The sequence below is a fragment of the Acinetobacter sp. 70_2 genome (assembly GCF_056736115.1).
Genome location: NZ_JBWZIP010000015.1, coordinates 1,480,801 through 1,507,291, shown reverse-complemented (window position 1 = coordinate 1,507,291; position 26,491 = coordinate 1,480,801). Strand labels below are relative to the sequence as shown.

Annotated in this window: 24 protein-coding genes; 16 read left to right on the top strand and 8 right to left on the bottom strand. The window is 38.9% G+C overall.

Annotation, left to right across the window (positions count from 1 at the left end; genetic code table 11):
* Positions 1 to 103 precede the first annotated feature (103 nt).
* The 3 genes from AC1PJ9_RS16200 (at position 104) to AC1PJ9_RS16190 (ending at position 4,628) form a co-directional block, all read left to right on the top strand.
* On the top strand, positions 104 to 1,399 hold the full coding sequence (locus AC1PJ9_RS16200; RefSeq protein WP_311087817.1) for an acyl-CoA dehydrogenase family protein: 1,296 nt from the start codon (positions 104 to 106) through the stop codon (positions 1,397 to 1,399).
* 176 nt (positions 1,400 to 1,575) lie between these two features.
* A complete protein-coding gene (locus AC1PJ9_RS16195; protein WP_311087816.1) occupies positions 1,576 to 2,967 on the top strand; it encodes an LLM class flavin-dependent oxidoreductase in 1,392 nt (463 codons plus the stop codon).
* 194 nt (positions 2,968 to 3,161) lie between these two features.
* Positions 3,162 to 4,628 (top strand): MFS transporter, encoded by a 1,467-nt coding sequence (locus tag AC1PJ9_RS16190; RefSeq protein WP_013198172.1) that lies wholly within the window; start codon positions 3,162 to 3,164, stop codon positions 4,626 to 4,628.
* Between the two features lie 62 nt (positions 4,629 to 4,690).
* On the opposite strand, the gene AC1PJ9_RS16185 is transcribed toward AC1PJ9_RS16190, so the two are convergent.
* The gene (locus AC1PJ9_RS16185) at positions 4,691 to 5,875 is read right to left on the bottom strand and encodes a hypothetical protein (protein ID WP_311087815.1); all 1,185 of its coding nucleotides are present in this window, start codon (positions 5,873 to 5,875) and stop codon (positions 4,691 to 4,693) included.
* A 441-nt stretch (positions 5,876 to 6,316) separates the two neighbouring features.
* On the opposite strand from AC1PJ9_RS16185, the gene tauA reads away from it, so the two are divergent.
* From tauA to tauD, 4 genes are read left to right on the top strand one after another with little or no spacing between them, the layout of a single operon-like run.
* On the top strand, positions 6,317 to 7,357 hold the full coding sequence (tauA, locus tag AC1PJ9_RS16180) for a taurine ABC transporter substrate-binding protein (protein WP_151822015.1): 1,041 nt from the start codon (positions 6,317 to 6,319) through the stop codon (positions 7,355 to 7,357).
* Between the two features lie 9 nt (positions 7,358 to 7,366).
* Entirely contained in the window at positions 7,367 to 8,161 is a 795-nt protein-coding gene (locus AC1PJ9_RS16175) for a taurine ABC transporter ATP-binding protein (RefSeq protein WP_174765888.1), read from the top strand.
* Positions 8,158 to 9,027, top strand: a complete 870-nt coding sequence (tauC, locus tag AC1PJ9_RS16170; RefSeq protein WP_311087814.1) for a taurine ABC transporter permease TauC — start codon at positions 8,158 to 8,160, stop codon at positions 9,025 to 9,027. Before AC1PJ9_RS16175 ends, tauC begins: the two co-directional genes overlap by 4 nt.
* Positions 9,028 to 9,035: 8 nt before the next feature.
* Entirely contained in the window at positions 9,036 to 9,917 is an 882-nt protein-coding gene (gene tauD, locus AC1PJ9_RS16165) for a taurine dioxygenase (RefSeq protein ID WP_311087813.1), read from the top strand.
* 67 nt (positions 9,918 to 9,984) lie between these two features.
* Here the strand turns inward: tauD and AC1PJ9_RS16160 are convergent, their stop codons facing one another.
* Together AC1PJ9_RS16160 and AC1PJ9_RS16155 are read right to left on the bottom strand one after the other, a co-directional pair.
* Complete coding sequence (locus AC1PJ9_RS16160; RefSeq protein ID WP_311087812.1) at positions 9,985 to 10,719, bottom strand: aspartate/glutamate racemase family protein; 735 nt, start codon at positions 10,717 to 10,719, stop codon at positions 9,985 to 9,987.
* Positions 10,716 to 12,185 (bottom strand): NCS1 family nucleobase:cation symporter-1, encoded by a 1,470-nt coding sequence (locus AC1PJ9_RS16155; RefSeq protein WP_311087811.1) that lies wholly within the window; start codon positions 12,183 to 12,185, stop codon positions 10,716 to 10,718. Before AC1PJ9_RS16155 ends, AC1PJ9_RS16160 begins: the two co-directional genes overlap by 4 nt.
* 397 nt (positions 12,186 to 12,582) lie before the next feature.
* On the opposite strand from AC1PJ9_RS16155, the gene AC1PJ9_RS16150 reads away from it, so the two are divergent.
* Positions 12,583 to 13,332: a GntR family transcriptional regulator gene (locus AC1PJ9_RS16150; protein ID WP_311087810.1), complete on the top strand. Its 750-nt coding sequence runs from the start codon at positions 12,583 to 12,585 to the stop codon at positions 13,330 to 13,332.
* 39 nt (positions 13,333 to 13,371) lie between these two features.
* On the opposite strand, the gene AC1PJ9_RS16145 is transcribed toward AC1PJ9_RS16150, so the two are convergent.
* On the bottom strand, positions 13,372 to 14,262 hold the full coding sequence (locus AC1PJ9_RS16145) for a LysR family transcriptional regulator (protein WP_311087809.1): 891 nt from the start codon (positions 14,260 to 14,262) through the stop codon (positions 13,372 to 13,374).
* 198 nt (positions 14,263 to 14,460) lie between these two features.
* On the opposite strand from AC1PJ9_RS16145, the gene AC1PJ9_RS16140 reads away from it, so the two are divergent.
* The 3 genes from AC1PJ9_RS16140 (at position 14,461) to AC1PJ9_RS16130 (ending at position 17,349) form a co-directional block, all read left to right on the top strand.
* Entirely contained in the window at positions 14,461 to 15,147 is a 687-nt protein-coding gene (locus AC1PJ9_RS16140) for a hydrolase (RefSeq protein ID WP_001043290.1), read from the top strand.
* 109 nt (positions 15,148 to 15,256) lie between these two features.
* Positions 15,257 to 17,131, top strand: a complete 1,875-nt coding sequence (locus AC1PJ9_RS16135) for an amidohydrolase (RefSeq protein ID WP_311087808.1) — start codon at positions 15,257 to 15,259, stop codon at positions 17,129 to 17,131.
* Positions 17,132 to 17,187: 56 nt separating this feature from the next.
* Complete coding sequence (locus AC1PJ9_RS16130) at positions 17,188 to 17,349, top strand: DUF1427 family protein (protein ID WP_000784879.1); 162 nt, start codon at positions 17,188 to 17,190, stop codon at positions 17,347 to 17,349.
* 69 nt (positions 17,350 to 17,418) lie between these two features.
* Here the strand turns inward: AC1PJ9_RS16130 and arsC are convergent, their stop codons facing one another.
* Positions 17,419 to 17,847, bottom strand: a complete 429-nt coding sequence (arsC, locus tag AC1PJ9_RS16125; protein ID WP_238517402.1) for an arsenate reductase (glutaredoxin) — start codon at positions 17,845 to 17,847, stop codon at positions 17,419 to 17,421.
* A gap of 84 nt (positions 17,848 to 17,931) precedes the next feature.
* On the opposite strand from arsC, the gene AC1PJ9_RS16120 reads away from it, so the two are divergent.
* A complete protein-coding gene (locus tag AC1PJ9_RS16120; protein ID WP_311087807.1) occupies positions 17,932 to 18,261 on the top strand; it encodes an ArsR/SmtB family transcription factor in 330 nt (109 codons plus the stop codon).
* A 104-nt stretch (positions 18,262 to 18,365) separates the two neighbouring features.
* Positions 18,366 to 19,400 (top strand): ACR3 family arsenite efflux transporter, encoded by a 1,035-nt coding sequence (arsB, locus tag AC1PJ9_RS16115; protein ID WP_311087806.1) that lies wholly within the window; start codon positions 18,366 to 18,368, stop codon positions 19,398 to 19,400.
* A gap of 81 nt (positions 19,401 to 19,481) precedes the next feature.
* Here the strand turns inward: arsB and AC1PJ9_RS16110 are convergent, their stop codons facing one another.
* On the bottom strand, positions 19,482 to 20,384 hold the full coding sequence (locus tag AC1PJ9_RS16110) for a LysR family transcriptional regulator (RefSeq protein ID WP_311087805.1): 903 nt from the start codon (positions 20,382 to 20,384) through the stop codon (positions 19,482 to 19,484).
* A gap of 101 nt (positions 20,385 to 20,485) precedes the next feature.
* Here AC1PJ9_RS16110 and AC1PJ9_RS16105 point away from each other — a divergent pair, with 101 nt between their 5' ends.
* From AC1PJ9_RS16105 to ahpF, 3 genes are all read left to right on the top strand, one after another.
* Positions 20,486 to 21,046, top strand: a complete 561-nt coding sequence (locus AC1PJ9_RS16105; protein ID WP_311087804.1) for a chromate transporter — start codon at positions 20,486 to 20,488, stop codon at positions 21,044 to 21,046.
* Positions 21,046 to 21,567, top strand: coding sequence for a chromate transporter (locus AC1PJ9_RS16100; RefSeq protein ID WP_311087803.1), 522 nt, complete (start codon positions 21,046 to 21,048; stop codon positions 21,565 to 21,567). The genes AC1PJ9_RS16105 and AC1PJ9_RS16100 overlap by 1 nt, the downstream gene beginning before the upstream one ends.
* Before the next feature lie 174 nt (positions 21,568 to 21,741).
* Positions 21,742 to 23,307: an alkyl hydroperoxide reductase subunit F gene (gene ahpF, locus AC1PJ9_RS16095; protein WP_263613515.1), complete on the top strand. Its 1,566-nt coding sequence runs from the start codon at positions 21,742 to 21,744 to the stop codon at positions 23,305 to 23,307.
* A gap of 53 nt (positions 23,308 to 23,360) precedes the next feature.
* On the opposite strand, the gene AC1PJ9_RS16090 is transcribed toward ahpF, so the two are convergent.
* A complete protein-coding gene (locus AC1PJ9_RS16090; RefSeq protein WP_311087802.1) occupies positions 23,361 to 25,367 on the bottom strand; it encodes an esterase/lipase family protein in 2,007 nt (668 codons plus the stop codon).
* Between the two features lie 117 nt (positions 25,368 to 25,484).
* On the bottom strand, positions 25,485 to 26,426 hold the full coding sequence (locus AC1PJ9_RS16085; RefSeq protein ID WP_311087801.1) for an ABUW_2363 family tetratricopeptide repeat lipoprotein: 942 nt from the start codon (positions 26,424 to 26,426) through the stop codon (positions 25,485 to 25,487).
* Between the last annotated feature and the right edge of the window lie 65 nt (positions 26,427 to 26,491).

Here is a 26,491-nt window from a genome sequence, read left to right as displayed (position 1 = left end):
TTGGGTTCTTATATAAAGAATGAATACAGTTATAAAAAAATAATCGTTTTCATGTGAAATAAATATTTTATGGTAAAAGCAAAGCAATATTGGTTTTACTTACATGACAAATTTAAATTTTGAGCATCATCTCGGTTCATTAACACATGCTGCACTTAGTCAGGCCTCAATTATTTCTCGCGTGTGGGGTGAAGGGCCTTCAGAACGTTATGATGAATTGGCAAAAAATTTTAGACCGACTTTTGCCCGTATTAAAGAAGGGGCTTTAATCCGTGAGCAGCAGCATATTTTGCCCTATGAACAACTCCAGTGGCTTAAAGATATTGGTTTTACGCGCTTAAGACTTCCCAAAGCTCATGGTGGCTTTGATGCAACTATTCCTGAATTATTTGCATTGCTCATTGAACTTGCAGAAGCCGACTCAAACTTACCGCAAGCTTTGCGTGTGCATTTTGGTTTCACTGAAGATGTCTTGGTAAGTAAAGACAAAGCGTTTCAACAGCGTTGGCTGAGCCGAATTGCAAATGGGGAAACAGTCGGTAGTGCATGGTCTGAAGGCGGGAAAGAGTCAATTGATCAGTTTGAAACACATTTGTATCGAGATATTGACGGTAAAATTCGCGTTAAGGGTAAAAAATATTACACCACAGGGAGTCTATATGCAGACTGGGTTGACGTTGGTGTAACAGATTTAAAGGGTGAGTCTGGCTCGGTCGTTGTTCGCCGTGAAGATGAAGGTGTCGAAATTGTTGATGACTGGAATGGCTTTGGACAGCAACTCACTGCAAGTGGTACAGCATATTTCCATGATGTATTGGTCGATGAAACTGAAATTTTACCTGATGATGATCGTTTTAAATATTCAGCGGCTTACTATCAACTGGTCCAGCTGGCAATCATTACAGGTCTAGGGCGTGCTGCAACCTATGATGTTTCTCAAGCTGTGGCGAAACGTACCCGAAACTATACGCATGCAAATGCCCAATTTGTAAAACAGGATCCACAAATTTTACAAGTCGTAGGACAAATTCGTGGTGCGGCTTACAGTGCAGGGGCGATTGTTGAAAAAGTCGCGCAAAGCTTACAGCGTGCTTACTTGGCTGCATTTCAAAACAATGAGCAGCTCGAAGAAGAGCAAAATGCACTTGCTGAGCTTGAAAGTGCACAATCTCAAACGGTTATTACCGATTTGATTTTAAATGCTTCTACGATTTTATTTGACGCTTTAGGTGCTTCCGCAACAGACAAAGATTTAGGCCTAGATCGATACTGGCGTAATGTACGAACTTTATCTTCACATAACCCGAGAGTATTTAAAAATCGTATTATCGGTGATTTTAGTGTAAACGGCACATTACCACCGTATCAATGGCGAATTGGGAATGTTGCTAAACAATAAATTATAGTTTTAGATATTAAGCTGCTATTTTTAGTGGCTTAATGTTATTTATATTTTTTAAAATAAATTATAAAAAACTATTAGAATAAAATCATATTTTGTTTGGGGTATATATTATAAAGAAAACATAAAAATTGCTTTAGTATAAAAATAAATAAAATGCTGGCTGATATTTTATGACTAAGAAAATTAGTTTTAATGCTTTTGAAATGAATTGTATTGCCCACCAATCTCCTGGATTATGGCGACATCCTCAAGATCGATCTGTTGAATATAAAGATTTAGAATATTGGACAGATTTAGCACAAATTCTTGAGCGTGGTTTTTTTGACGGTATTTTTATTGCAGATGTGCTTGGTATTTATGACGTTTATCATCAAAGTGCTGAACATGCCTTAACAGGTGCAGTACAAGTTCCAGTCAATGATCCGCTACAGATCGTGCCTGCGATGGCAGCAGTCACAAAGCACTTGGGTTTTGGTGTCACGACCTCTATTTCTTTTGAACATCCTTATCCTTTTGCTAGGCGTATTAGCACGCTAGACCATTTAACCAAAGGGCGAGTTGGTTGGAATATCGTGACGTCTTATTTAGAAAGTGGTTCGAAAAACTTGGGCCTAAAAACTCAGGTTAATCATGACAATCGTTATGATATTGCTGATGAATACTTAGAAGTCCTTTACAAACTTTGGGAAGGGTCTTGGGAAGAAGGTTCGGTACTTCGTGACCGTGAAAGCGGTATCTTTGCTGACCATAAAAAAGTGCATCCAATTCAGCACGAAGGTAAATACTTTACTGTACCGGGCATCCATATTTGTGAACCATCACCACAGCGGACGCCTGTACTTTACCAAGCAGGTGCGTCATCACGCGGGCAGAAGTTTGCTAGTCAAAATGCCGAGTGTGTATTCATAGCAGCGCCGTCTAAAATTGCCACTAAAAAAGTGGTACAAGGCATTCGCCAGAAATTGGCTCAGGAAGGCCGCGACCCGTACTCAGTTAAAATTTATGCACTCTTTTCGATAGTCACTGATGAAACTGATGCAAAAGCACAGGCTAAGTTTAAAGAATATCAAAGCTATGGAAGCTACGATGGCGCTTTAACATTGCTGTCTGGCTGGTCTGGTGTCGATTTTTCACAATATCAACCGACCGATAAAGTTGAATATATTCAAACCAACGCGATTCAATCTTTATTAGATTCTTATGTAAATGCAGATCCAGAACGTGTTTGGACCATTGAGGAAATTGCAAACTGGAACAGCTTAGGTGGTAATGGGCCTGTGTTAGTGGGTTCGGCAGAAACAGTTTCAGATGCTCTACAGCAATGGGTTGAAGATACCGATATTGATGGCTTTAACCTTGCCTATATTTTGGCACATCAAACCTTTGCCGATGTGGTCGAATTTATTGTTCCAGAGTTGCAAAAACGAGGTGTATATCAAACCTCATATGCACAAGGAACATTAAGAGAAAAATTATTTGGTGCTGGGCCATATTTGCCTGAAAATCACCGCGGTGCAAAATATCGTAATCTAAAGGAATTAAAACTTGCTGAGGCGAGTTAGTATTTTGGAAAACCTTTAAATAAATAGCTGGTTAAATACCAGCTTTTATTTTGTATTTTTATATCGGTTTTATTGCTGAGTTAATAATGAAAAGATAATTCTATAATTTAGATTAAAACATCAGATTAATTTGTTTTTGTATTATGTGAATAATCATTATTTTGTTTCTGTTATTAAAATTCAGGAATTATTAAGTGAGCACACAAGAACTCGATCATAACCATCGTTATGAAATTAAATCTCCCGATGATGTTTCACAATTAATTTCCAAGTTTGCAGGGAAGGGTAAGTCTAATAAAGTTATTTGGTTGGCACTAATTGGGGTGTTTATTGATGCCTATGATTTAACAACGCTGTCCTTTGGTATTGAGCAAGTCATCTCAGAGTTTTCTTTAAGCCCTGTGATGACTGGTGTGGTGGCTTCAGCAATTGTCTGCGGAACCATTGTGGGTAACCTGATTGGGGGTTGGCTGACAGATAAAATCGGCCGTTATCGAGTATTTATGGCGGACATGGTGCTGTTTGTCATTGCGGCAATTGTCGCAGGCTTTGCACCGAATGTCTGGGTTTTGATTTTAGCCCGATTTATTATGGGAATTAGTGTTGGTATTGATTTGCCTGTGGCAATGTCATACTTATCTGAGTTTTCTAAATTTAACGGGAGTAGCAACAAAGCAGCGCGGTTAGCCGCATGGTGCCCAATGTGGTATGCCGCTTCTTCGGTCTGTTTTGGTCTGGTTTTAGCCCTTTACTTTCTTTTACCTCCTGAGCATAGCAACTGGTTATGGCGAGCATCTTTAATTTTTGGAGCAGTGCCAGCGTTACTCATTATTTTTATTCGCGGTAAATATTTAACTGAATCACCAATCTGGCTTGCCAACCAAGGTGATTTAAAAGGGGCAGCTAAAGTTCTACAAGAGTCCTATGCAATTAATGCAGTCGCTACAGTTGAAAAAGTAGAAAGAACTGCTGAAAAGAAAAAGCGCGAGGGGTTTGCAGTTTTATTTAATAAAACCTATTTGCCAAGAACGATTGTGGCAATTGTGATTCACATTTCGGTGGCATTTCAGTACACGACCATTGCCTTCTTTTTACCTTCTATTTTAACGCGTTTCTTCCATACAGATGTCTTGACGACCATTACCACCACACTTGGACTTAATTTATTATTTGCATTTACGGGCGGGCTGTTAGGCGTATTTGTTGCTAGCAGATTTAAATCTCGTCATGTGTTGCTTACAGGCTTTTTACTCCAGTTTATAGCCCTCATTGCCTTAGCATTAATTGGTGAACCCGGTAATAGTTTTTTACTCTACACCGCAATTGGCATGCTAGGTTTATGGCTTTTTGCTGAAGGTTTTGGGCCAGGTGCACAAATGATGGTGTATCCAACTATGGCTTATCCAGCTTCGATTCGTGGCGTTGGGGTCGGCTTTAACCGTGCAGTAACGGGTGTTGCTCAAGCAATTGCTTTGTTTGTTTTACCGATCTGGATGGCGGGATATAAAACCGATGTTTACCTGATTATTTCTATCTTTGCATTTATTCCTTTAATTGTGATTGGGCTACTGATTAAGTTTGAGCCTACTGCTCAAGATGTCGATGTGATTGATGAAGATAAAGCAGAACTTCCTCTCAATAATTCACCAGTAATCGACTAGAGTAAAAATAGATATCTAAATGAAAACAAAGGCCAACATCTGTTGGCCTTTGTTTTTTTGAGTTAGAAGTAATAAGCAAAAATCACAAATGCTTTTTTGTTCCATTTATCATTGCTTCCGCCAGCCGCAAGACCTTCACTCTCTCCTAGATATGGATCGTGTTTACCCACCAGCAACTCGGCTTGTACTGTCAATTTTTGATAGTTAAAGGCAATGCCGGGAATAAAACGGGTGGAGTCTTTAAAGCCATCTTGCTCTTTTCGATAAGAACTATAGTTTAAGTACGGGCGAATAGAGGTAATTGGGCCAAACTGCTGAGGAAATAAATAGCTGAGTTCGGCTGAGTAAATCTGACCTTTGGTTGCAGAGTTGAATGAATAATCGAAACCGCCCAAAGTTAGGTGGTCTTTATATTGAGCGTCGGCATTATCAATGTCTTGATAACCAGCTAAAAGCTGTAAATTCCATTGATTGTAATTGGTATTGCTAAAAACTGAATAGACTTGGCGATCGCCATCTTGCCCTGAACGTTTATTTTCAATGGTGGAATACCATGCAGAGGCGCCCAGTTGGGTAGAGAAATTTTCTTGGCCTAATACGTTCTTAAAGGTATGAGCACCGCGAACAACAATGGAGTTCTTTTCTTGAGTGTTGGTGCCTTGTGGTACAGAGTCATCCGCATTGACAGGGTTGATACTAAATCGACTCGAGTCTTTGCTTTTACCTCTATAGGTGCCACCATCGGTAGGATAAAAGGCGAGTTGTGCTTCATTGATGCCATCATTGAAATCATATTTCACCCCAAGGTTATGTACATCTTCCCAACCTGCACTATTGGCAATGCCTAAATAATAAGTATTTCCCCAAAAGCGACCCAAGCCAAAAGGAACTGGGTTTAAGCCAGCAATAATTTTACTGTTGTCATTAATTTTATAACCCAACCACGCATCGGTAAGCCAATTGGCATCGCCTAAACGCCCGTAATATTCATAAACCCGATAATCTAGGTGGCCAATCCATTTCGGGGAGTTGTAATCTAGCCATAATACCGCGTCATTAAAAGAAAATTTACTGGTAGTGGGGTCAGAGTCAAAATCATAAACATATTTAGCTCGAACAGTACCACTCACTTTAAGTTGACCTTCTTCAGCATTACCAAAGGTAAGAGCCGCATGACTTGAAAGGCTGAATGTAATCAAAGACGTTGTAATTAATGTTTTTTTCAAAAATTGAGAATGTTTAAACAAAAGAATTTTTCTCCTCTTAAAAATAAAAATTAAATTTGCGTCATGTATAAACCAGAAAAAGATTTGTTCAAATCTTAATATTTGCAGAAGTTTTAAGATAAAAAGATAATAAAATCTGAACTTTATATAAAAGAATGAAAATTAATTAGATGCAAAACTCTGGATGCAATAAGCAAAAAATAAAAATGACGAAATGAGTAGGATAAAATAATTAGAGTAGGTATGTCAGGTTTTTCTCATCATGTGTTTTTTGAATATCCTTTTTAATTATTGATATATAAGTATTTTAATTTTATGGCTAATCTGTAAGTTTGGTTGATATTTGCTTTTTACCAAAAGATAAAAACTTATATGAAAAAGTTATTTATCAAAAATAGATAAGCAACTCATATTTTTTTATTTTTCATTATAAAGCCAGCTGCATACCATGAGCTTATATTATTGAAAGATCATGAAATTATGAGCACAAAGACCAAACCGTTGATTATCACGGCAATTGTGGTTGTAGCAATTGTTGCATTTATCGTATGGCAAAATAAGAAAGACAATAATACAAGTGCTTCAGTTAGCGACAGTAAACCTGTCGTAATTGCCTACCAAACAGGGGTGGACCCAAGCAAAGTTGCCCAGGCCAATGGGGAATATGAAAAACATAGCCAACGTAATATTCAATGGAAAAAATTTGATGCGGGTTCAGATGTTGTAAACGCACTTGCTTCAGGTGATGTCGTACTTGGCAATATTGGCTCAAGTCCACTTGCTGCTGCGGCAAGCCGTGATTTACCGATTGAAGTATTCTTAATTACATCAAAACTTGGTGGGTCTGAAGCATTAGTAGTAAGTAATAAATCAGGCATTAAAACTCCTCAAGATTTAATTGGCAAAACCATTGCTGTACCGTTTGTTTCAACTACGCATTACAGCCTTTTGTCTGCACTTAAACATTGGAACATTCCAGAAGATAAAGTAAAAATTATTAACTTGCGTCCACCTGAAATTTCAGCTGCTTGGGAACGTGGTGATATTGATGCAGCATATGTATGGGAACCTGCTTTAAGTAAAGCCAAAGCATCTGGTACGGTTTTAACCGACTCAAAACAAGTGGGTGAGTGGGGTGCTCCAACTTATGACTTATGGGTTGTACGTAAAGATTTTGCAGAGAAAAATCCTGATTTCTTAAAAGCTTTTGTTAAAACTACGCTTGAGCAGCTTGAAAAATATAATCAAGATCCAGCCGCTTACGTTAAAGATGCCGATAACGTGCAAAAAATTGCGCAGCTTACTGGTTCTGATCCAAAAGATATCCCGCTTTTATTAAGTGGAAATATTTACCTTGACCACGCTCAGCAAAAACAAACGTTAGATGGTGAATTCGCGCAAAATATTTTTGATACAGCGAAGTTCTTAAAAGGTCAGGGCAAGGTCGATCAACTTAAAGCCGATTATAAAGGCAACGTGAATTCTTCATTTTTGCAGCCTTAAGGAGTTGTCATGAGTGTACTAGAAGCCAAACATATTCATCTGACTTTTCCTAAACAGCAAAAGCCAGTTTTACAAGACATTAACCTAACCATTGAAGAAGGTTCTTTAACCGTGATTTTGGGCGAGTCAGGTTGTGGCAAAACAACTTTGCTTAATATCTTGGCAGGGTTTCAAAAGCCGAGTTCAGGTGATGTGCTTGTAAATCATGAAGTGGTAAATGGACCAGATGTAACCCGCGCTGTCGTGTTTCAGGATCATGCACTCCTTCCTTGGTTGAATGTTGCAGATAATGTTGGCTTCGCTTTGCAGTTAAAAGGTTTAAAGCGCGCAGATATCGAAGCACAAGTGAACGCAATTTTAAAAATTGTAGGTTTAAGTCACGTTGAAAAAGCCAATATTTGGGAACTTTCCGGTGGTATGAAACAACGTGTTGGTATTGCCAGAGCTTTGATCAGCCACGCGCCGTTTATTTTATTAGATGAACCTTTTGCGGCATTAGATGCTTTTACGCGTGAAAACATGCAGCAGTTAGTGCTCGATTTATGGATTCAACAAAATAAAAGCTTCTTTTTAATTACTCATGACATTGAAGAAGCATTATTGCTCAGCAATCAGTTAGTTTTGATGACAGCGCATCCAGGCAAAATTGTAGAAACTCTACATCTCGATTTTGCTAATCGATATCGTCAGGGCGAGTCTATTCGCTCAATTAAATCGGACCCACAATTTATTCAGCTCAGAGAGCAGCTGTTTGAAAGTTTAAGAGCACAAAAACAAAGCAGTAAGGAGGCGTTAACCACATGAGTACTAAAGATAACGTCTATGAATATGACAAAGCAGGGCTAAAACTTAAGCCAGATGTGCAAACAGAAAATGCTTCATTTCTATCGTCATTTTTTGAGAAGCATCGCACTTTGGCAGTCAGCATAATTAGTGTAGGAAGTGTGGTTGCACTCTGGTTCCTCATTACTGCTTTGCATGTCGTACCTGAACTGTTTTTACCGAGTCCACAGGCAGTCTGGCAAAAGTTTATATCTGTCAGCCAAGAAGGCTTTATGAAGGCTACTTTGTGGCAACACTTGGCAGCCAGTATCTCTCGTGTGTTTTTAGCTTTGATTGCTGCCGTGGTGATTGGTGTACCACTGGGTTTATGGATGGGCCTGAACAAATGGGTTCGCGCAGTTCTAGATCCTTTGGTTGAATTATTACGTCCAATTCCGCCGTTAGCTTATTTACCCTTACTCGTAATTTGGTTCGGTATTGGCGAAACCACAAAAGTACTTTTGATTTTCTTCTCGATTTTGGCGCCTGTCATTATTAGTAGTGCGCATGGTGTGTTAAGCCATCAGCTTAATCGTGAACGTGCGGCATTGTCGTTAGGGGCAAGTCAGTCACAAGTCTTTTGGCATGTCATTTTACCAACGGCTTTGCCTCAAATTATTACCGGTATTCGTATTGGTCTTGGGGTGGGTTGGTCAACATTAGTTGCAGCAGAGTTGGTTGCAGCTGACCGCGGTATTGGTTTTATGGTGCAATCGGCAGCGCAGTTCTTAATTACCGATACGGTGATTCTGGGCATTATTGTGATTGCGATTGTCGCAGTTAGTTTTGAGCTGTTTTTACGTTGGTTACAAAAACAGTTTTCTCCTTGGTATGGTCAGCAGTTGTAGTAAAGAAGATGAATACAGAATTAGCAAACTTAAATATTGAAGTGATCAAGCCTACCATTGGCGCAATTATTCACGATATCGATTTGAATGCGTTAAATGAACTGACAACGCAACAAATCCAGCAGGCTTTGCTTGATCATCAGGTCATTTTTTTTCGAAAGCAACAATTAGCACCACAAGCACAAGCAGACTTGGCACGTAGTTTTGGCACCTTACACGTGCACCCGATTTATCCTTCAATTGAAGATGTACCTGAAGTGATGGTGCTCGATAGCTGGAAACAAGATTTGCGTGACAATGAACTTTGGCACACAGATGTGACTTTTAGTAAAACTCCACCTTTAGGTTGTGTGTTGCAAGCCATTAAAATTCCACCTGTAGGTGGTGATACGTTGTGGTCGAGCAACACAGCAGCTTTTAAAGGACTCCCGCTTGAGTTACAGCAAAAATTGCGTGGCTTAACTGCAACCCACGATATTCGGAAGTCTTTTCCACTTGAGCGTTTTGCTCATAACGAAGAAGAACGTGAAAAGCTTTTGCAAACATTTAAGCGTAACCCACCAGTGGTTCACCCAGTGGTGCGTACCCATCCGGTTACAGGTGAGCCTTTGTTGTTTGTAAGTGAGGGTTTTACAATTCGAATTAATGAGTTACCTGAACAAGAAAGTGAGCAATTACTTAATTTCTTGTTTGAACATGCGACCCAAGAGCAATTTCATTTACGCTGGAAATGGCAAGATGGTGATGTCGCGATTTGGGATAACCGTTGTACGCAACATAAAGCATTATTTGATTATGGCGATGCCCATCGCATCATGCACCGCGCAACCATTAATGGCGATGTACCATTTTATACAGAAGAACAAAAGCCAGAGTTAGCAGAGGCTTAATTCTTTTGACTATTCTTTGTTTCAATTCCAACGCAGTGTTTTGAGTTGGAATTGAAACAATAACTCTTTAGCGTATTCCAAATCCTGACAATATACCTGTGTAACTCTTTACAGGAGGTGAGGCCCAATCACCAACTTTGCTGGTTTTTAAATTTAACTGGACTAACATTTCAGCTTGTTTAACTGCTGCTGCAACGCCATCAATAACGATTACTCCCAACTCGTTTTGTAGCTTTAGACATAAATCACTCATACCTGCACACCCCAAAACAATCGCATCGCTTTTATCTTCTGCGAGCGCTTTTTTGCACTCATCTCGTATGGTTCGATAAGCATCTGAGTCAGGAAGCTCCAACTCTTCAACTGCAATGTCACAAGCTCGAATATTTTTGCAAAATGGCGTAGAGCCATAGCGATGAGCCAGATGCCAACTCATATTCACTGTGCGTTGTAAGGTTGTGACTACACTAAACCCAGTACTGACATAACTTGCAGTTCGCATAGCTGCTTCGGCAATCCCAATCACAGGTGCCGAAGTGATTTCACGGGCGGCATAAAGCGCAGGATCACCAAAACAGGCAATGATATAGGCATCTACACCTACAAATTCACCTTGGCGTATTTCTTCTAACACACCTACTGCACTTAGAGCTTCATCATAATAACTTTCAATTGTTGCAGGGCCCATTTGGGGACTCACTGCAATAATTTGAGTACCAGAACTTGTGACTATCTTTGCTGATGCAGCAATTTTGTCAGTCATACTTTGGGTGGTATTAGGATTAATAATTTTAATTTTCATTGTACTTTTACCTTAGTCATTGCCGATTTAGCATGGACAAGCGGTTGGTTAAGAAATCGGTAAATGACAAAACCGAATCCCATCCCAATAAACCATGTGAAATTAGCAAGTGCAGAGAGTTGTGGTAAAAGCACACATAGAATAGGAATTAATGAAGCTGGAATTAAGGCATAAAAGGCAGAGTGGTTATAACCATTTTTGTACCAATACAAACCTTTGGTATCTAAGGTATATAAATCATCTACTTCGATTTTCTGTTTTTTAACGAGGTAAAAATCGGCTAGCAATACACCAAAAAGTGGGCCAATAAATGCACCTAAAATATCAATGGTGTAGTGGATTACTTGAGGATTATTAAATAAATTCCATGGGGTAATGAAAATTGAACCAACTGCTGCAATCATTCCACCCATGCGCCAGCTAATTTTGCTCGGTGAAACATTAGAAAAATCAAAGGCAGGTGAAACAAAGTTAGCGACAATATTAATTCCAATGGTGGCAATCATTAAGGTTAAACTGCCTAAAATCACCACAAATGTGTTATCTAGTTTTCCAACCATCTCGACAGGGTCTGTAATGAGCTTGCCGTAGACTGGAAGCGTTGCTGCAATACACACCACAGTAAGTAAAGAAAAGCCTAAGAAGTTAATCGGTAGCCCAAGAAAGTTCCCCATTTTAATGGCATTAAAACTTTTGCCATAACGAGAGAAGTCACCAAAGTTCAGCATAGGCCCTGAAAAATATGAAACAACAAGCGCAATAGCACCAATCATGACTGGTACAACCGCAAAACCGTCGTATTGAACACCGCTCAAGTTTAAATCAATATTCTGCCATCCAGCTTTCCAGATCAGCCATACTGCCATCGCAAACATTACGATGTAGACAGCTGGACCTGCCCAGTCAATGAATTTACGAATACTGTCCATGCCAGACCAAAAAACAATCGCTTGCAGTAGCCAAAGCAGCATGAAGCCAACCCATCCTAAATAGGAAAGCCCAAGAAAGCCGTAATTTGAAACATCGGCATAGACTGACCATTCTGGAAAGAACTTTAAAATGACCAATAAGAAAGCACTTGATGCCAAATAGGTTTGAATGCCATACCATGCGACAGCAATAAGACCACGAATAACAGCAGGAATATTAGCACCAAGCACACCGAAGGTTGCGCGGCAAATAACAGGATAGGGCGTACCAGTTTGTTGGCTAGACTTGGCAATCAGATTTGTAAAAAACTGAACTATGGCAATGCCGATCAGTAAAGATAAAAGTACCTGCCAGCTATTGAGCCCGAGTGCAAAAAGGCTCCCAGCCATAACATAACCGCCGACACTATGAACATCAGACATCCAGAAAGCAAAAATATTATAAGCGCCCCATGTTTGCTTTTTTAAAGGAGCTAAATCTTGATTTGTCAGTTTTGCATCATAAGAAGGTTTAATTATTGCTTCGGTATTATTCATCTTGAACACTCACTTCCTTAAGATGGAGGCACTTTCAGCAGCATTGTTTTTCTGTCTAAAAGAATGAAATTAAAATTGTGTACAATGTGGTATTTAAATTGTGCACAATTTAGATTGAGCAAAAGTTATGCCAAATTTAAGAAGTAGCGCTTATGAGTCATTTAAACTGGTATAGATTTTGGATATGCAGGGACAGATTTATAAAATGAGAAGTGCTTAATTTTTTATAAAAAGTAAGTAAATTGAGGTGTATAAGTGGATATTTAGAGATTTAATATTGAATTATTTGGTTAAGTATATTTGTCGTGGGAATGAGAGCAATATTCCAAAACGCTTAAGTTAAACTTACACTACTGTCATGAGATAAAGTTTTAAAAAGAGGGAGCATCAATAAAAAATGGAAAAATCAATGCCATCGAATGCACCAAAAAAAGCCGTAGAAATGAGCAATGATGAAATTGATGACCATATATATAACGCTATTGTAGATGCTATTTTAAATCGACAACTTGCCCCTGGCGCACGTTTAGTTGAAGCACCTTTGTGTGAAGCATTTGGTGTAACGCGAGGAGTGTTAAGACGTGTTTTTGTCAAACTTGCCCATGATAAGGTCATCGAAATTCAGCCCAATCGTGGAGCACTCATCGCAAAACATAGCGCTCATGAAACAAAAGAGGTCTTTGAAGCACGCAGCATGCTTGAAATCGCTACTGTAAAAAAGCTAGCTCAAAAGTCACATAGCCTAGATTTTAGTGAGCTTCGAGGTTTAGTAGATCAAGAGTCTCATGAGCGTTTAGCTGGCAATTGGGCCGAGTGGATTAAGCTATCAGGGCAATTTCATTTAAAGCTGATTGAAGCAAATCAAAATACGATTATGACCAGTTATTTGCAGACGCTTATTGCAAGGACTTCGTTATTAATTGGGTTATATGAAATTCCAAAACATAATAATTGTTCGGCAGATGAACATCGTGCAATTTTAAATGCGATTGAGCAAGGCGATGAAAAGCGAGCAACTCAATTGATGGAAGAGCATTTAGAACACTACGCGACGACATTTGTTGAAGAAAACAGCCCAGTGACAGCAGAGCAAAATTTATTAAATTTATTTAAAAATAAGAAGATTGAAGCTACTCAAACCAACTAAAAAAAGTGGGCCAACTCTTATGGAAAAGGCCCAGACCACTTATTTTATAGGAGCGATTTGATGCGTTAAAAAATCAATAAATAGTTTTACTTTCTTCGATAAAATTTTACGGTTTGGCCATGTCACATATAAGTGCAGTGGCTGACTGGTGTAGTCTTCTAAACATTTTTGTAATTTACCTTCTTTGTAGTAAGGCTCCGCAATAAACTCTGGAAGGAATACAATACCGTGATCTTTTAGGCACATATCTAATAATAATTCACCATTATTACAGGTCATCACAGGGAAACAATTAAAGGACACTTCTTTTTGATCTTTTTGGAAAATCAATTTCTTATGACGGCTATCTTGATAATAAATTAAAAATTTATGATCTTTGAGTTCCTCTAAAGAGGCGGGTAATCCATGCTGATTAAAATACTCAGGCGTTGCATATAAATATCGTTGATAGGTATTTAATATTTTACTATTTGCCAAATTTGGAGGAGAACCATCTACACGAATTGTTAAATCAAATTTATTATTATTCATGTCTAATAGCTGATCTGTCATGAACAAATCAATTTTGATACTAGGGTATTTTTCAATAAAATCTGAAATTATATTTTGAAGAAAAATATTACTAAAAGACATGGGGGTATTGAGTTTGAGTTCACCTTCAGGGTACTGCTGATTGTAGTTAATTTCATAGGCGGCCCATTCAAACTCACTTAAAATGACTTTGCTATGTTGATAAAACTTTTCTCCACAAGAAGTGAGGTTCATCTGTCTTGTGGTTCTGGTTAATAGTGTAGTTTTTAGGTCATTTTCGAGGTAGCAAACGCGTTTGGCAACCAAGTCACGAGAGATATCGAGTGCTCTGGCTGCACTACTAAAATTACCATGTTCTACGACACTTACAAAAGTGGAAATACAGTCTAATCGATCCATGGATAAGCGAAAGTTAAAAAAAATATATATCAATGATTAAACTATAAAAATTAAAAAGCAATCATTGTTTTTATTGTATTCGTGCAGGATACAGATTCGTGCTGATTTGCTGTCTATGCTTTTACATTTTTATCTGTTTTCATAATAACCAGTAAGCAATTTTAATGCATTACTCATAAGGAATAATGGAGTTTACCCATGAATAAATCACTTTTAGAACAACTATCACCAACCAATTGTCAGGTTATTTTTATTGATCATCAGCCACAAATGGCTTTTGGGGTACAGTCAATAGATCGCCAAGTATTAAAGAATAATACTGTAGGATTAGCAAAAGCAGCTAAAACATTCAATATTCCTGTCACCATTACAACGGTTGAAACTGAAAGCTTCTCTGGTCATACCTATCCAGAACTTTTAGATGTATTTCCAGATGCTCCATTACTAGAACGTACTTCAATGAATTCGTGGGATGACCAAAAAGTACGTGATTCGCTTGCAAAAAATAATCGTAAAAAAGTGATTGTTTCAGGTTTGTGGACTGAAGTGTGTAATAACACCTTCGCTTTTGGTGCGATGCTTGAAGGGGATTATGAGATTTATATGGTCGCGGATGCTTCAGGTGGTACATCGAAAGAGGCACATGACTATGCCATGCAACGTATGATTCAAGCTGGTGTTGTTCCGGTAACTTGGCAACAAGTATTACTTGAATGGCAGCGTGATTGGGCACACCGTGATACGTATGATGCAGTTATGGCGATTGTCCGTGAACACTCTGGTGCTTACGGTATGGGTGTGGACTATGCCTATACGATGGTACATAAGGCACCTGAGCGTACAACATCAAAACATGAAGTACTTGCACCAGTTCCTGCAAAATAAAACACTACTGATTTAGGTAAAGGCATGTCTAGTATTCAATATTTAAGTGATATTAATACAGATATGCCTTTATTTTTTAGAACGATAATTCACAAGAATGGAGTTCAGAATGACTGAAATAAACCTCATACTCATAAACGGTAAAATCACAACATTAGACCCCAAAAGTCCAGAAGTACAAGCAATTGCGATTGCAGATGGTAAAGTATTACGCACGGGTACAAATGATGAGGTTATGAAGCTCGCAACACCAACAAGCAAAGTTGTAGATTTAAATGGCCGTCGCGTTATACCGGGTCTAAATGACAGTCATTTGCATATTATTCGTGGTGGCCTAAATTACAATATGGAGCTGCGCTGGGAAGGTGTGCCATCTGTTGCCGATGCGTTACGCTTACTCAAAGAGCAAGCCGATAATACTCCAGCTCCACAATGGGTCCGTGTAGTAGGCGGATGGACTGAATTCCAGTTTGCTGAAAAGCGTTTACCGACTTTAGAAGAAATTAATAAAGCTGCACCAGATACTCCAGTATTCGTTTTACATTTATATGCCAGTGCCTTGTTAAACCGAGCTGCGCTTGATGTATTAGGCTTTAACAAGGATACACCTGACCCACCTGGCGGCAAGATTGTACGAAATGAAAAAGGTGAGCCAACAGGTCTGTTGCTCGCAACTCCATCCGCTATGATTTTATATTCGACTTTAGGTAAAGCGCCGAAATTGCCAGTTGAAGATCAAGTCAATTCAACTCGTCATTTCATGCGTGAACTGAACCGATTAGGCATTACTTCAGCAATTGATGCAGGTGGCGGTGGGCAAAACTATCCTGAAGATTATGATGTGATTAAGCAATTGCACGATCAAAATCAAATGACCGTACGTATTGCTTATAACCTATTTGCTCAGAAGGCAGGCCAAGAGCTTGATGATTATCGTCGCTGGACAGAAATGACATTTCCGGGTGATGGTGATGAGCTATTTAGAATGAATGGAGCAGGTGAGAACCTGACGTGGTCAGCGGGTGACTTTGAAGATTTCTATGAACCACGTCCAGATTTACCAGAAAAAATGGAAGGTGAACTCGAAGCCATTGTAGAACACTTGGCTGAAAAGAAATGGCCATTCCGTATTCATGCAACTTATGATGAAAGTATTAATCGCTTACTGAATGTATTTGAAAAAGTAAATTCAAAACAGCCATTTGCGACACGATTTATTATTGACCATGCCGAAACTGTATCTGAGCGTAATATTGAACGTATTGGCGCGTTGGGGGGCGGTATCGCTATTCAACACCGTATGGCATATCAAGGTGAGATTTTCGTAAAACGCTACGGTGCTGAGGCTGCTCAGGCAACGCCACCCGTTAAGAAAATGTTAGAACTCGGTGTTCCTGTGGGTGCGGGAACAGATGCGACTCGTGTTGCATCCTATAACCCTTGGGTGTGTTTGTATTGGCTAAGTACTGGTAAAACAGTCGGTGGTTTACCACTCTATGATGAAAAAAATCTATTAGACCGTCAAACAGCACTTAAACTCTGGACTAAAGGTTCAGCTTGGTTCTCAGGTGAAAAAGATGTCAAAGGTTCACTAACAGCAGGGGAACTTGCCGACTTAGTTGTGTTGTCAGATGACTACTTCAAAGTTGAAGCAGAAGATATCCAGTGGATTGAATCTGTACTCACTGTTTTAGGTGGCAAAGTGGTGTACGCAGGGGCAGAGTTTAAGCACGACGATCCGCCGTTACCGCCAGCATCTCCAACATGGTCGCCGGTAAAACGCTTCGGTGGTCAGTGGCGTTTATCCGAAAACCGTAATGCACCTTCGAATCAATCATTACAGTCACAAAGTGCATTGTGTGCATGTGCTAGCAGCTGTGGAATGCATGGACACAGCCACGCTTGGATGCTTGATGTTCCTGTAAATGATAAGGACAAAAAATCTTTCTGGGGCGCACTTGGGTGCTCGTGTTTTGCATTTTAAATAAAACAGTATGGGAACCTGCTGATTAAATGGCTTGATTCTCTAAGGTATGTACGATGAAAATGTACTTGTTATCTTTGGCTGTAGGGTTGCTTGTTGGTGTCTTATATTATGTTTTAAATGTTAAGTCACCAGCTCCACCTCTTGTTGCATTAGTCGGTTTATTAGGCATGGTAATAGGAGAGCAACTGCTTCCTTTTATTAAATCCTATTTTTAATCCGTTTCATTCAGAAAAAGCTAAATGGTGCCATGCCATTTAGCTTTTTATATTAATAAATATCTTCAATTACTTTATACGGCGGCCTTGTTCATCAATGATTACTTCGCCATCTTCTTTTGCAAAATAGCTTAAGTTTTGTGTATCTAAAATATCCAATACAATCTCAGAAGGGCGGCAAAGTCGCGTGCCTTTTGGTGTAACAACAAATGGGCGATTAATTAAAATTGGGTACTGAACCATAAAATCAATTAACTGTTCATCGGTCCAATGGTCTTGTTCCAAATCTAAATCTTTATAGGGATCAACATTTTTACGAATTGCTTCACGTACAGTTAGGTTTGAATCCTTAATGAGTTGAATCAATTCATCTTTACTTGGTGGTGTTTGCAAATATTCAATAACGATAGGTTCAATTCCTGCATGACGAATAAGCGCCAATGTATTGCGTGAGGTTCCGCAAGCAGGGTTATGGTAAATCTTCACTAGCTCAGTCATGGTAAATTTATTGTCAAATTAAGATATTGCATTTATATATGGATATCCGTATATTTGCAATAACGAATATACTCTGTTGAAGATATGATCAACCAAGTCGATTTCTTTAAATGTCTATCTGACCAAACTCGGTTAAATATTCTTAAATTAGTTCTAAATAAACAAAATATTTGTGTTTGTGAGTTAACTGAACAGCTTGAGTTGAGCCAACCGAAAATCTCTAGACACTTAGCCTTATTAAGAACTCATGGCGTATTACTGGATGAAAGAAAAGGCCAGTGGGTCTATTACAGCTTAAATCCTGATTTACCTGTCTGGGCTTTAGATATTTTAAAGGTGATAGAAAATGATGAGACTGAGACAAGAGTAAAACAACAGGATCAGCCTTTCATCGCTACAACGTGCTGTGATTAATCTTCCTAGATTTCTGTCTTAAAAATTCGGATTTTTTTAGCATAAATGCATTAGTCATTTGTGTGTATTGAGCAAAATTAATCAATTCTTTCTTCGAGTAGAACATGACCAAACAAGGGCTTTCCTTTATAGACCGTAACCTGACGCTATGGATTTTTATTGCCATGGCTTTAGGCTTAGCGATTGGAGTTTTCTTTCCTCAGGCATCTGTGTCTTTAAATGAATTAAGTGTAGATAACGTTAATATTCCGATCGCAATCGGCTTAATTTTGATGATATATCCACCTTTAGCAAAGGTTGATTATGCTACGTTACCAGAAGTATTTAAAGATAAGAAAACCTTAACTTTATCGTTGGTACAGAACTGGATTATTGCTCCAGTTTTAATGTTCGTACTTGCGATAGTTTTCTTGCATAGTTATCCGGAATACATGACAGGCCTGATTTTGATTGGTTTGGCACGTTGTATTGCAATGGTTTTGGTGTGGAATGGTCTGGCTTGTGGTGATAACCAATATGTTGCAGCTTTGGTTGCCTTTAACAGTATTTTCCAAATTTTGTTCTTTAGTACCTACGCCTGGCTTTTCTTAACCTTCTTACCTCCGTATTTTGGTGTGGCAGGGCAAGTCATTGATGTCAATTTTTGGACTATCACACATGCGGTTTTGGTGTACTTAGGTATTCCATTCTTAATGGGGTTCTTGACGCGTTTGATTTTAGTCAAGTCGAAAGGGTTGGAATGGTATCAAACTAAATTTTTACCAAAAATCAGCCCGATTAGTTTAATTGCTTTACTTTTTACCATTGTGGCTATGTTTAGTCTAAAAGGTGGTGATGTGGTGAGCTTGCCTTTAGATGTATTACGTATTGCAATTCCACTCACGATTTACTTTGTGGTGATGTTCTTCATTAGCTTCTTTATGAGTAAACGTATGGGAAATAATTATCCACGTACCACTGCTATTTCGTTTACTGCGGCTGGTAACAATTTTGAGTTAGCTTTAGCGGTTGCCATTGCAACATTTGGTCTGGCATCACCTGTGGCATTTACCACAGTGATTGGACCATTGGTTGAAGTACCTGTGTTGATCTCACTAGTTTCAGTTTCGCTTTGGCTGAAGAAAAAGTATTATTCTTAAAAATATAATAAAATTTATTTGATCAAAGTTTTATTAAAGTGCCTTTATACAGGCACTTTTTTATTATTTGGTTGCTTATATTCAAGTCATCGTTGGTAATAGTTTTTGTAGTAGTTCAATGAAGTTTGAAACTTTCGCTGAATTTTCATTTTCACGTGTAATCAAGTAAATAGGCGCATTCATTTTTATAGAGTCATCAAACTCGCGATATACAATTTCATGTTCCCAAAAGTTATGCATTGAGGCTGGCACAATCGTTATACCAATTCCAGCCGCCACTAAATTTAATGTTGCGGTAGGACGTGGTGCTTCCTGAATAATACGTGGACTAAAGCCTGCTTGATAGCAACTATATAAAATATTGTCATATAAGCCTTGTCCTGAAGAACGACGGTATAAAACAAAATTTTCATCTGATAAGTCATTTGAGCTAATTTTTTCTTTTTGTGTAAGTGGGTGGCCTATAGGCAATGCCACCATCATTGGCTCATCTAATATATGGTGATGTTTTAACCCAATATCACGGCTGATCGGTGCTCTTAAAAAAGCAATATCAAGTTTCTCGGAGATTAATCGATCTAATTGTTTTTGGCTGCCTGCTTCTTCAAGTTTGGTTTGTACGTTTGGATATATTTCTCGATATGAGCGCAATACTAGTGAAATAAGCGGATGTAAACCTGCGGAACTTGTAAAACCAATATTGAGTTGTCCAGTTTTACCTTGGCTAACATCTTGGACTAATTTTGGAATATGTCTGGCATGTTCTAATAAAAGCTGTGCTTCTTTAAATAAGGCTAAACCAGCCTCAGTTGGTTCAATTCCTCGAGGCTGGCGAATAAGTAATTGTGTACCAAGTTCTTCTTCGAGTTTTTTAAGTAAACGCGTTAGAGGCGGCTGTTGAATAAACAATCGGTTTGCGGCATGCGTAATATTCCTTTCTTCAACTACCACAACAAAGGCATGGAGTTTATGTAAATCGAGCATAGGAATACCTTTATGGTATGGTTAATGAAAATAAAAGCATTTGTAGATATACCACAAAAGTATCATTCTATCTTGGTCAGATAAAGTGAAAAGTAACGAAAATGAACCATGTTGAGATTGCCGTGCAGAAGGATACTGTTCCTACCTGCACACAGTTATTTTTAGGTTTTTTAACATTAGGTTTAATTGGATTTGGTGGTGTTTTACCTTTAGCAAGAAAAGTCATTGTAGAGCAGAGACAATGGTTAAGTCCTGAAAAATTCACTGAGTTACTTGGTCTGTGTCAATTCTTACCAGGGGGCAACATTATTAATCTCTCGGTTGCCATTGGCATGGAGTTTCGCGGCGTCCGTGGAGCAGTGAGCTCACTCATTGGTTTAATTCTTGCCCCTACCGTAATTGTTGTACTTTTACATTATGTCTATGAGCAGTTCCAAGATAATTTAATGGTTAAGCATCTTTTTGAAGGGTTGGGAGCCGCTGCCGCTGGGCTTCTGGTGGCAACTGGCTTAAAAATGCTGAAACCATTATTACGTAACCCAATAGCGATATGTGTTGTCGTGGCTGCAATTATCAGTATTGCTTTTCTAAAAATTCCTTTGCTTTTGACGATGCTGATTCTATTGGCACTTTATTCAGCTATCATTTGGAGACGTGTGTAATGGGCGCAGTTTTACTTACTTTAGCGATCATTTTTACTCAATTGTCTCTTATCGCATTTGGTGGAGGAAATACGATTTTGCCCGAAATGCAACGTCAAGTAGTTGATATTCATCACTGGATGACGGCACAAGAATTCAGTGCATTGTTCGCCATGGCTCAAGCTGCCCCGGGTCCAAATATGATGATTGTACCGTTAGTCGGTTGGCATGTAGCAGGATTATCGGGACTGCTAGTCGCCTCTACCGCTAAATTTTTACCTTCATCTATTATTACTGTGTTTGTAATGAGAGGCTGGTCTAAGTTCAAAGACAAAAAATGGCGCCGTGTTTTACAGCTTGCTTTACAACCTGTCACTGTGGGAACTGTGCTTGCCAGTGCGTGGATTATTTCTGAAGCAGCGGCAATAAATACTTTACTTGTCATTATGGTCGTCATTGCAACTTTATTATCTTTAATTAAAAAGGTTCACCCTTTGCATGTCCTGATTGCTGGGGCGGTATTTGGTGTGACCTTACTCTAGTTTAACCAGTTTGCCGACCTGCACTGGGATAAGTTCAGGTTGGCTTTTTTTGAATGAAAAGAATAAAATCTAAAAAACCGATCAAATCTATAAAAACATACTGTTTTACCTATTTATTGTTTTAAAGTACTATGCATCTATTGAAAGAATTTGGATGCATTGGAGTAAAAACAGATGTTAGATCAAAACATTAAAACTCAATTAAAAGCTTACCTAGAACGTTTAGAAAGTCCAATCGAATTAGTTGCTGCTTTAGATGAATCAGATAAAGCTGCTCAAATTAAAGAACTTGTGACAGAAATCGCTGAGCTTTCTGACAAGGTAACTGCCCGTTTTGATGGCAACAATACACGTCGTCCAAGCTTTGGTGTGGCTAAAGCAGGTGAACAGCCTCGTGTGTTCTTTGCAGGCTTACCGATGGGTCATGAGTTTACATCTTTGATCTTGGCTCTGTTACAGGTGTCTGGCTATGCACCAAAAGTTTCTGATGAATTGCTGAACCAGATTAAAGGTTTAAACCTCAAAGCTAACTTTGATGTGTTTGTATCTTTAAGCTGTCATAACTGTCCGGATGTAGTACAGGCGCTGAACCTGATTGCGATTTATAACCCGAACACTACAGCAACCATGATTGATGGTGCATTCTTCCAAGACGAAGTTGAACAACGCAAAATCATGGCTGTACCAATGGTATTCCAAGACAACGAACACATTGGTCAAGGTCGTATGACGCTTGAAGAGATCGTGGCAAAACTTGATACCAACTCAGCTGAAAAAGATGCAGCAGCACTTAATGCCAAAGATGCGTTTGATGTATTGGTGATTGGTGGTGGACCTGCAGGTGCAACAGCTGCAATCTATGCAGCACGTAAAGGTATTAACACAGGTATCGTAGCTGAACGCTTCGGTGGTCAGGTGATGGATACCATGGACATTGAAAACTTCACTTCTGTGCAAAAGACTCAAGGTCCTAAGTTTGCTGCCGAGATGGAAGCACACGTTCGTGAATATGATGTTGATATCATGAACCTGCAACGTGTCAGCAAAATCACAGGCGCGAACCAGACTGCAAATGGCTTGGTTGCAGTTGAACTTGAAAACGGTGCAAAGCTTGAATCGAAAACAGTGATCCTTTCTACAGGTGCACGTTGGAGAGAAATGAATGTACCGGGTGAGCAAGAATATCGTACCCGTGGCGTTGCGTACTGCCCACACTGTGATGGTCCATTGTTCAAAGGCAAACGTGTTGCCGTGATTGGTGGCGGTAACTCAGGTGTTGAAGCTGCAATTGACCTTGCAGGAATTGTTGAACATGTAACTTTGGTTGAGTTCGATACAAAACTACGTGCTGACCAAGTTTTGCAAAACAAATTGCATAGCTTGCCAAACACAACTGTGATTATGAATGCCTTAAGTACAGAAGTGTTAGGCGATGGCTCACAAGTGACTGGCCTTAAATATAAAGACCGTGCGACTGATGAAGAGCATGTGGTAGAGCTTGCAGGGATCTTTGTACAGATTGGTTTATTACCAAACACTGACTTCTTGAAAGAAAGTGAAGTTGAGTTAACTAATCGTGGTGAGATCATTGTGAATGACCGCAACGAAACCAATGTGCAAGGTGTATTTGCTGCGGGTGACTGTACCACTGTGCCTTATAAGCAAATCATTATTGCTACAGGTGAAGGCGCTAAGGCATCGCTCTCTGCGTTTGATTACATCATTCGTTCTGGGCAGTAAAATCTAGTCTAAAACAAAAGAGCCAAAGGATATCCTTTGGCTCTTTTTATTTTTTATGGTTTATATAAACCATGTTCAACTAAATGCTCTCGTAAAATACGACGTAGCTCTAGTACAGCTTGAGGTGTCAACTGAATAGAGTGTCCACCCGGAAGGACTTTCTCAGACTTTGCACCTTCTAGATGAGCACTCTTATAAGGAACAATACCATCGGTAATCACATTTGGATCATCGCTCTTGGTAATGTTACCCATAATTGAGTGGAAGACTAATCCTTGGTGTGGATTAATATTTTCCGTAAGCTCCATAAATTTAGATTGATGACTCAAATCACTTGGTCCATTTTGAATTAGACCATTATCAATGTTATTCAAGAAATCTTTAACATCTAGGTTTTCAGTAGTTAGTGACGTCGCTACAGCAGATAAAAAAGCACCCGGCAAACGAATAATTTTACGAGCAGCCAAAGTAAACCATCGGTCTGCATAATCTGTACCTCTGTGAGGTGATGCCAAGAAAATTGCGCGATCAAAGTTTCCAATTGAATGCATTTGCAATCGCTCAGTTACCATAGGGTGTTTCTTGAAACGGTTCTGTTGACGTACAGTCATCAGTTTTAAGGCTGGTTGAGTAATATCACCATCACTGACCAGTAAACGGCTAATAATACCGCCCATACTATGACCTACAAGCACAGCATCGTGTGCAGCAGGGTCACTTGGGTTTAGCGAACTAAACGCTTGTTTAAGCAGTGCATAAATTTGGAAGCGACTTTCCAAAATTGGCATATTGGTCGAATAGAAAACTTGCCAAACTTGGTAATTGTCTCTTAAAACCGTATCGCCCATAACATCGTTGGTGAGAGCAATCCATGCCTCGGGGCTACTTGCCAAACCATGTACCAACACAATAATTTTTTTGTTTGGATTATAAGGTTCGAGCATATATAAATGCGGCATAGTTAAATGCTGATCACGATCAATCAGACTTAAATAAGCCGCTACGCCTAAGTTATTTTCAGCTAGCCATAAACCATAAGGTGCAGAGAAGTTGGCTGCTAGAGGATATTGTTTACCTGCGACATTAATATTATCGGTGCGATAAGGGTCATAAACTCGAATTACAAATTCTGGGTTATTTAGTATGTCTTGAACAGTTTTGGCATTTTTAGGCTCAGCCACAATCGTTGCAGCTAAATAACGGGCATGGTGAATATTAGGATTTACACCATTTTTATAGCTGTAATTAAGTGGATCTAAAATATATTCATTAATGTCTTCTTTTCCTGAACTCGGAAAAACAGCTACAAATTCAGAACCGAAACCATCACGACGGTTGATTGTTCTTAAACCAGAGAAATTTAAGTTATAGCTCGAAATTAATTTCTCTAACTTTTGGCCAGTTAATTGTCTATGAAATTCAAAGTCTATTGAATAAACACTCTTACCAATATGGATTTGTGGCTCTACCACATTTTTTTTCGGGTATCTTAAATCATAAACACTCACCATTTTGGCAATGGCTTGATTATAAAAGTCGCGTATTTGAACTTGTCTGTTATCAAAAATACGGTCAGTCGGCTGACGTTTTGTTGAAAACAAATAGGCATAACTATAACGAATGCTCTTGTCGAGTAAGTTCAATTGCTGGTCTAAGCAATCGTCATATTTATTCTGAATCGCTTTTTGTTCATCAGCCGCTTTGTGTTTAGTGAATCGACTAATTTTACACTCGGAAGAATCTGATAAAGCCATCGCTTTTGCCAGATAAATTTCGCTCGCAGCAGATAAAAGCTGTTCGTCTAAAATTTGGGGAAGATTTTTAAGCTGATTAACACAGGTGTCAGGGGAGTCTGTACAGGTTTTGGCCTCTTGTCCTGACATAGACAAAACGTTAAGACTTGCTTCACTCAGTTTATCTTGGGTAAGAATACTATTACGTTCATTTGCAATAGTCACGTTGAGAGCTTGTTGCTTAACATTGACCACCTGACATCCACTCAGAATTGAACCGAGGAGTATGACCGTGAAGAGCGCTGAGTTTCTTTTTCTAACAAACATTATGGTCAAATATCTGGATCAGTAATATGCTGATCATACAAATTTTAAAGTATTTTTCAATTGATCAAATATAAAAAAAGGGCTGTCAAATCAGCCCTTTTTAATAAGCTTACATTCTTACTTTTTTGCAGGTGCAGTTGGGGTAGCTGGCGCCATAGCAGGGTTTGTTAAAACTTGCCATACATTCCAACGACCTTGTTTTTCAATTTCTTGAATTAAACGATCTGCAACTTCAGCTTCGTCAGGGTATTTAATCTTGTAATTTTTCAAAGTCTGAATCGCATTTTTCTTTTGTTCCATTGCAATATAGTTATTTGCAGCGGCTAAATATGCTTCTTGAACATTGCCTTTAATGGCTTTGTCTAAGTATGGAATAGCTTCACGTTGACCACCACCTTCAGACAAACCAAAACCAAACCAGAAATTCGCTTCTGCATCGTCTGGGTTAATTTTTAAAAGTCTTTGTGCATATTCTAAAGATCTAGTTGTATGTGCAGTACCTAAATCAAGGTTACGGGCAAGTACGCTTGCTTTAAAAGCACGAATAAGAATATCAAATGACGCATTTGGATTAGCAGCTAAAGTATCTAAACGCTGAGTGACTTCTTTAAGTTTGCTTTCAAAACCTTTACGTTCTTGACGGTCAGTAAAGCGAGGCGGGTAGTGACGAGCTTTACCTTCAACAAGTTGTAAGAAGTCATCAATTTCAGTCACATCAATTTCATTATCGCCCGCTAAAACTGCGTATTTCATTGAACGTTGTGAATTATTGATAGTAGGTACAATTAATTTATTTGTATCTAATGTAAGTGATTTAGTTGGATCGTCCTGACGAGTTACCACCATTTTAGTTACAGGCTGTGCTGCAGCTTCTTTTAAAGCGACTTCAAACGCAGGTGGAGCATCATAATTAAATGGATTTAACGCATAAAATGGAGGAGTAAGCTCTGGTTCCTTGAAAACAAAAGGTTCAATTTTTTGTTCTTTTACAGGTGCCATTGTACACGCTGTTAAACTAGAAGTTGCAAGGATTAAATACGCCAATGGCTTAAAATTCATAGGATCTTCCGTTCATTTTAGTAAAGTCAGATTTGGTACAGCTAAGTCTAGGAAAAGCTAAACCC

Excerpts from the sequence above, each read along its gene's own strand:
- AC1PJ9_RS16200 (WP_311087817.1), top strand. The coding sequence starts at position 104 with ATGACAAATTTAAATTTTGAGCATCATCTCGGTTCATTAACACATGCT.
- AC1PJ9_RS16195 (WP_311087816.1), top strand. The coding sequence starts at position 1,576 with ATGACTAAGAAAATTAGTTTTAATGCTTTTGAAATGAATTGTATTGCC.
- AC1PJ9_RS16175 (WP_174765888.1), top strand. The coding sequence starts at position 7,367 with ATGAGTGTACTAGAAGCCAAACATATTCATCTGACTTTTCCTAAACAG.
- tauC (WP_311087814.1), top strand. The coding sequence starts at position 8,158 with ATGAGTACTAAAGATAACGTCTATGAATATGACAAAGCAGGGCTAAAA.
- tauD (WP_311087813.1), top strand. The coding sequence starts at position 9,036 with ATGAATACAGAATTAGCAAACTTAAATATTGAAGTGATCAAGCCTACC.
- AC1PJ9_RS16160 (WP_311087812.1), bottom strand. The coding sequence starts at position 10,719 with ATGAAAATTAAAATTATTAATCCTAATACCACCCAAAGTATGACTGAC.
- AC1PJ9_RS16155 (WP_311087811.1), bottom strand. The coding sequence starts at position 12,185 with ATGAATAATACCGAAGCAATAATTAAACCTTCTTATGATGCAAAACTG.
- AC1PJ9_RS16150 (WP_311087810.1), top strand. The coding sequence starts at position 12,583 with ATGGAAAAATCAATGCCATCGAATGCACCAAAAAAAGCCGTAGAAATG.
- AC1PJ9_RS16145 (WP_311087809.1), bottom strand. The coding sequence starts at position 14,262 with ATGGATCGATTAGACTGTATTTCCACTTTTGTAAGTGTCGTAGAACAT.
- AC1PJ9_RS16140 (WP_001043290.1), top strand. The coding sequence starts at position 14,461 with ATGAATAAATCACTTTTAGAACAACTATCACCAACCAATTGTCAGGTT.
- AC1PJ9_RS16135 (WP_311087808.1), top strand. The coding sequence starts at position 15,257 with ATGACTGAAATAAACCTCATACTCATAAACGGTAAAATCACAACATTA.
- AC1PJ9_RS16130 (WP_000784879.1), top strand. The coding sequence starts at position 17,188 with ATGAAAATGTACTTGTTATCTTTGGCTGTAGGGTTGCTTGTTGGTGTC.
- arsC (WP_238517402.1), bottom strand. The coding sequence starts at position 17,847 with ATGACTGAGCTAGTGAAGATTTACCATAACCCTGCTTGCGGAACCTCA.
- AC1PJ9_RS16120 (WP_311087807.1), top strand. The coding sequence starts at position 17,932 with ATGATCAACCAAGTCGATTTCTTTAAATGTCTATCTGACCAAACTCGG.
- arsB (WP_311087806.1), top strand. The coding sequence starts at position 18,366 with ATGACCAAACAAGGGCTTTCCTTTATAGACCGTAACCTGACGCTATGG.
- AC1PJ9_RS16110 (WP_311087805.1), bottom strand. The coding sequence starts at position 20,384 with ATGCTCGATTTACATAAACTCCATGCCTTTGTTGTGGTAGTTGAAGAA.
- AC1PJ9_RS16105 (WP_311087804.1), top strand. The coding sequence starts at position 20,486 with ATGAACCATGTTGAGATTGCCGTGCAGAAGGATACTGTTCCTACCTGC.
- AC1PJ9_RS16100 (WP_311087803.1), top strand. The coding sequence starts at position 21,046 with ATGGGCGCAGTTTTACTTACTTTAGCGATCATTTTTACTCAATTGTCT.
- ahpF (WP_263613515.1), top strand. The coding sequence starts at position 21,742 with ATGTTAGATCAAAACATTAAAACTCAATTAAAAGCTTACCTAGAACGT.
- AC1PJ9_RS16090 (WP_311087802.1), bottom strand. The coding sequence starts at position 25,367 with ATGTTTGTTAGAAAAAGAAACTCAGCGCTCTTCACGGTCATACTCCTC.
- AC1PJ9_RS16085 (WP_311087801.1), bottom strand. The coding sequence starts at position 26,426 with ATGAATTTTAAGCCATTGGCGTATTTAATCCTTGCAACTTCTAGTTTA.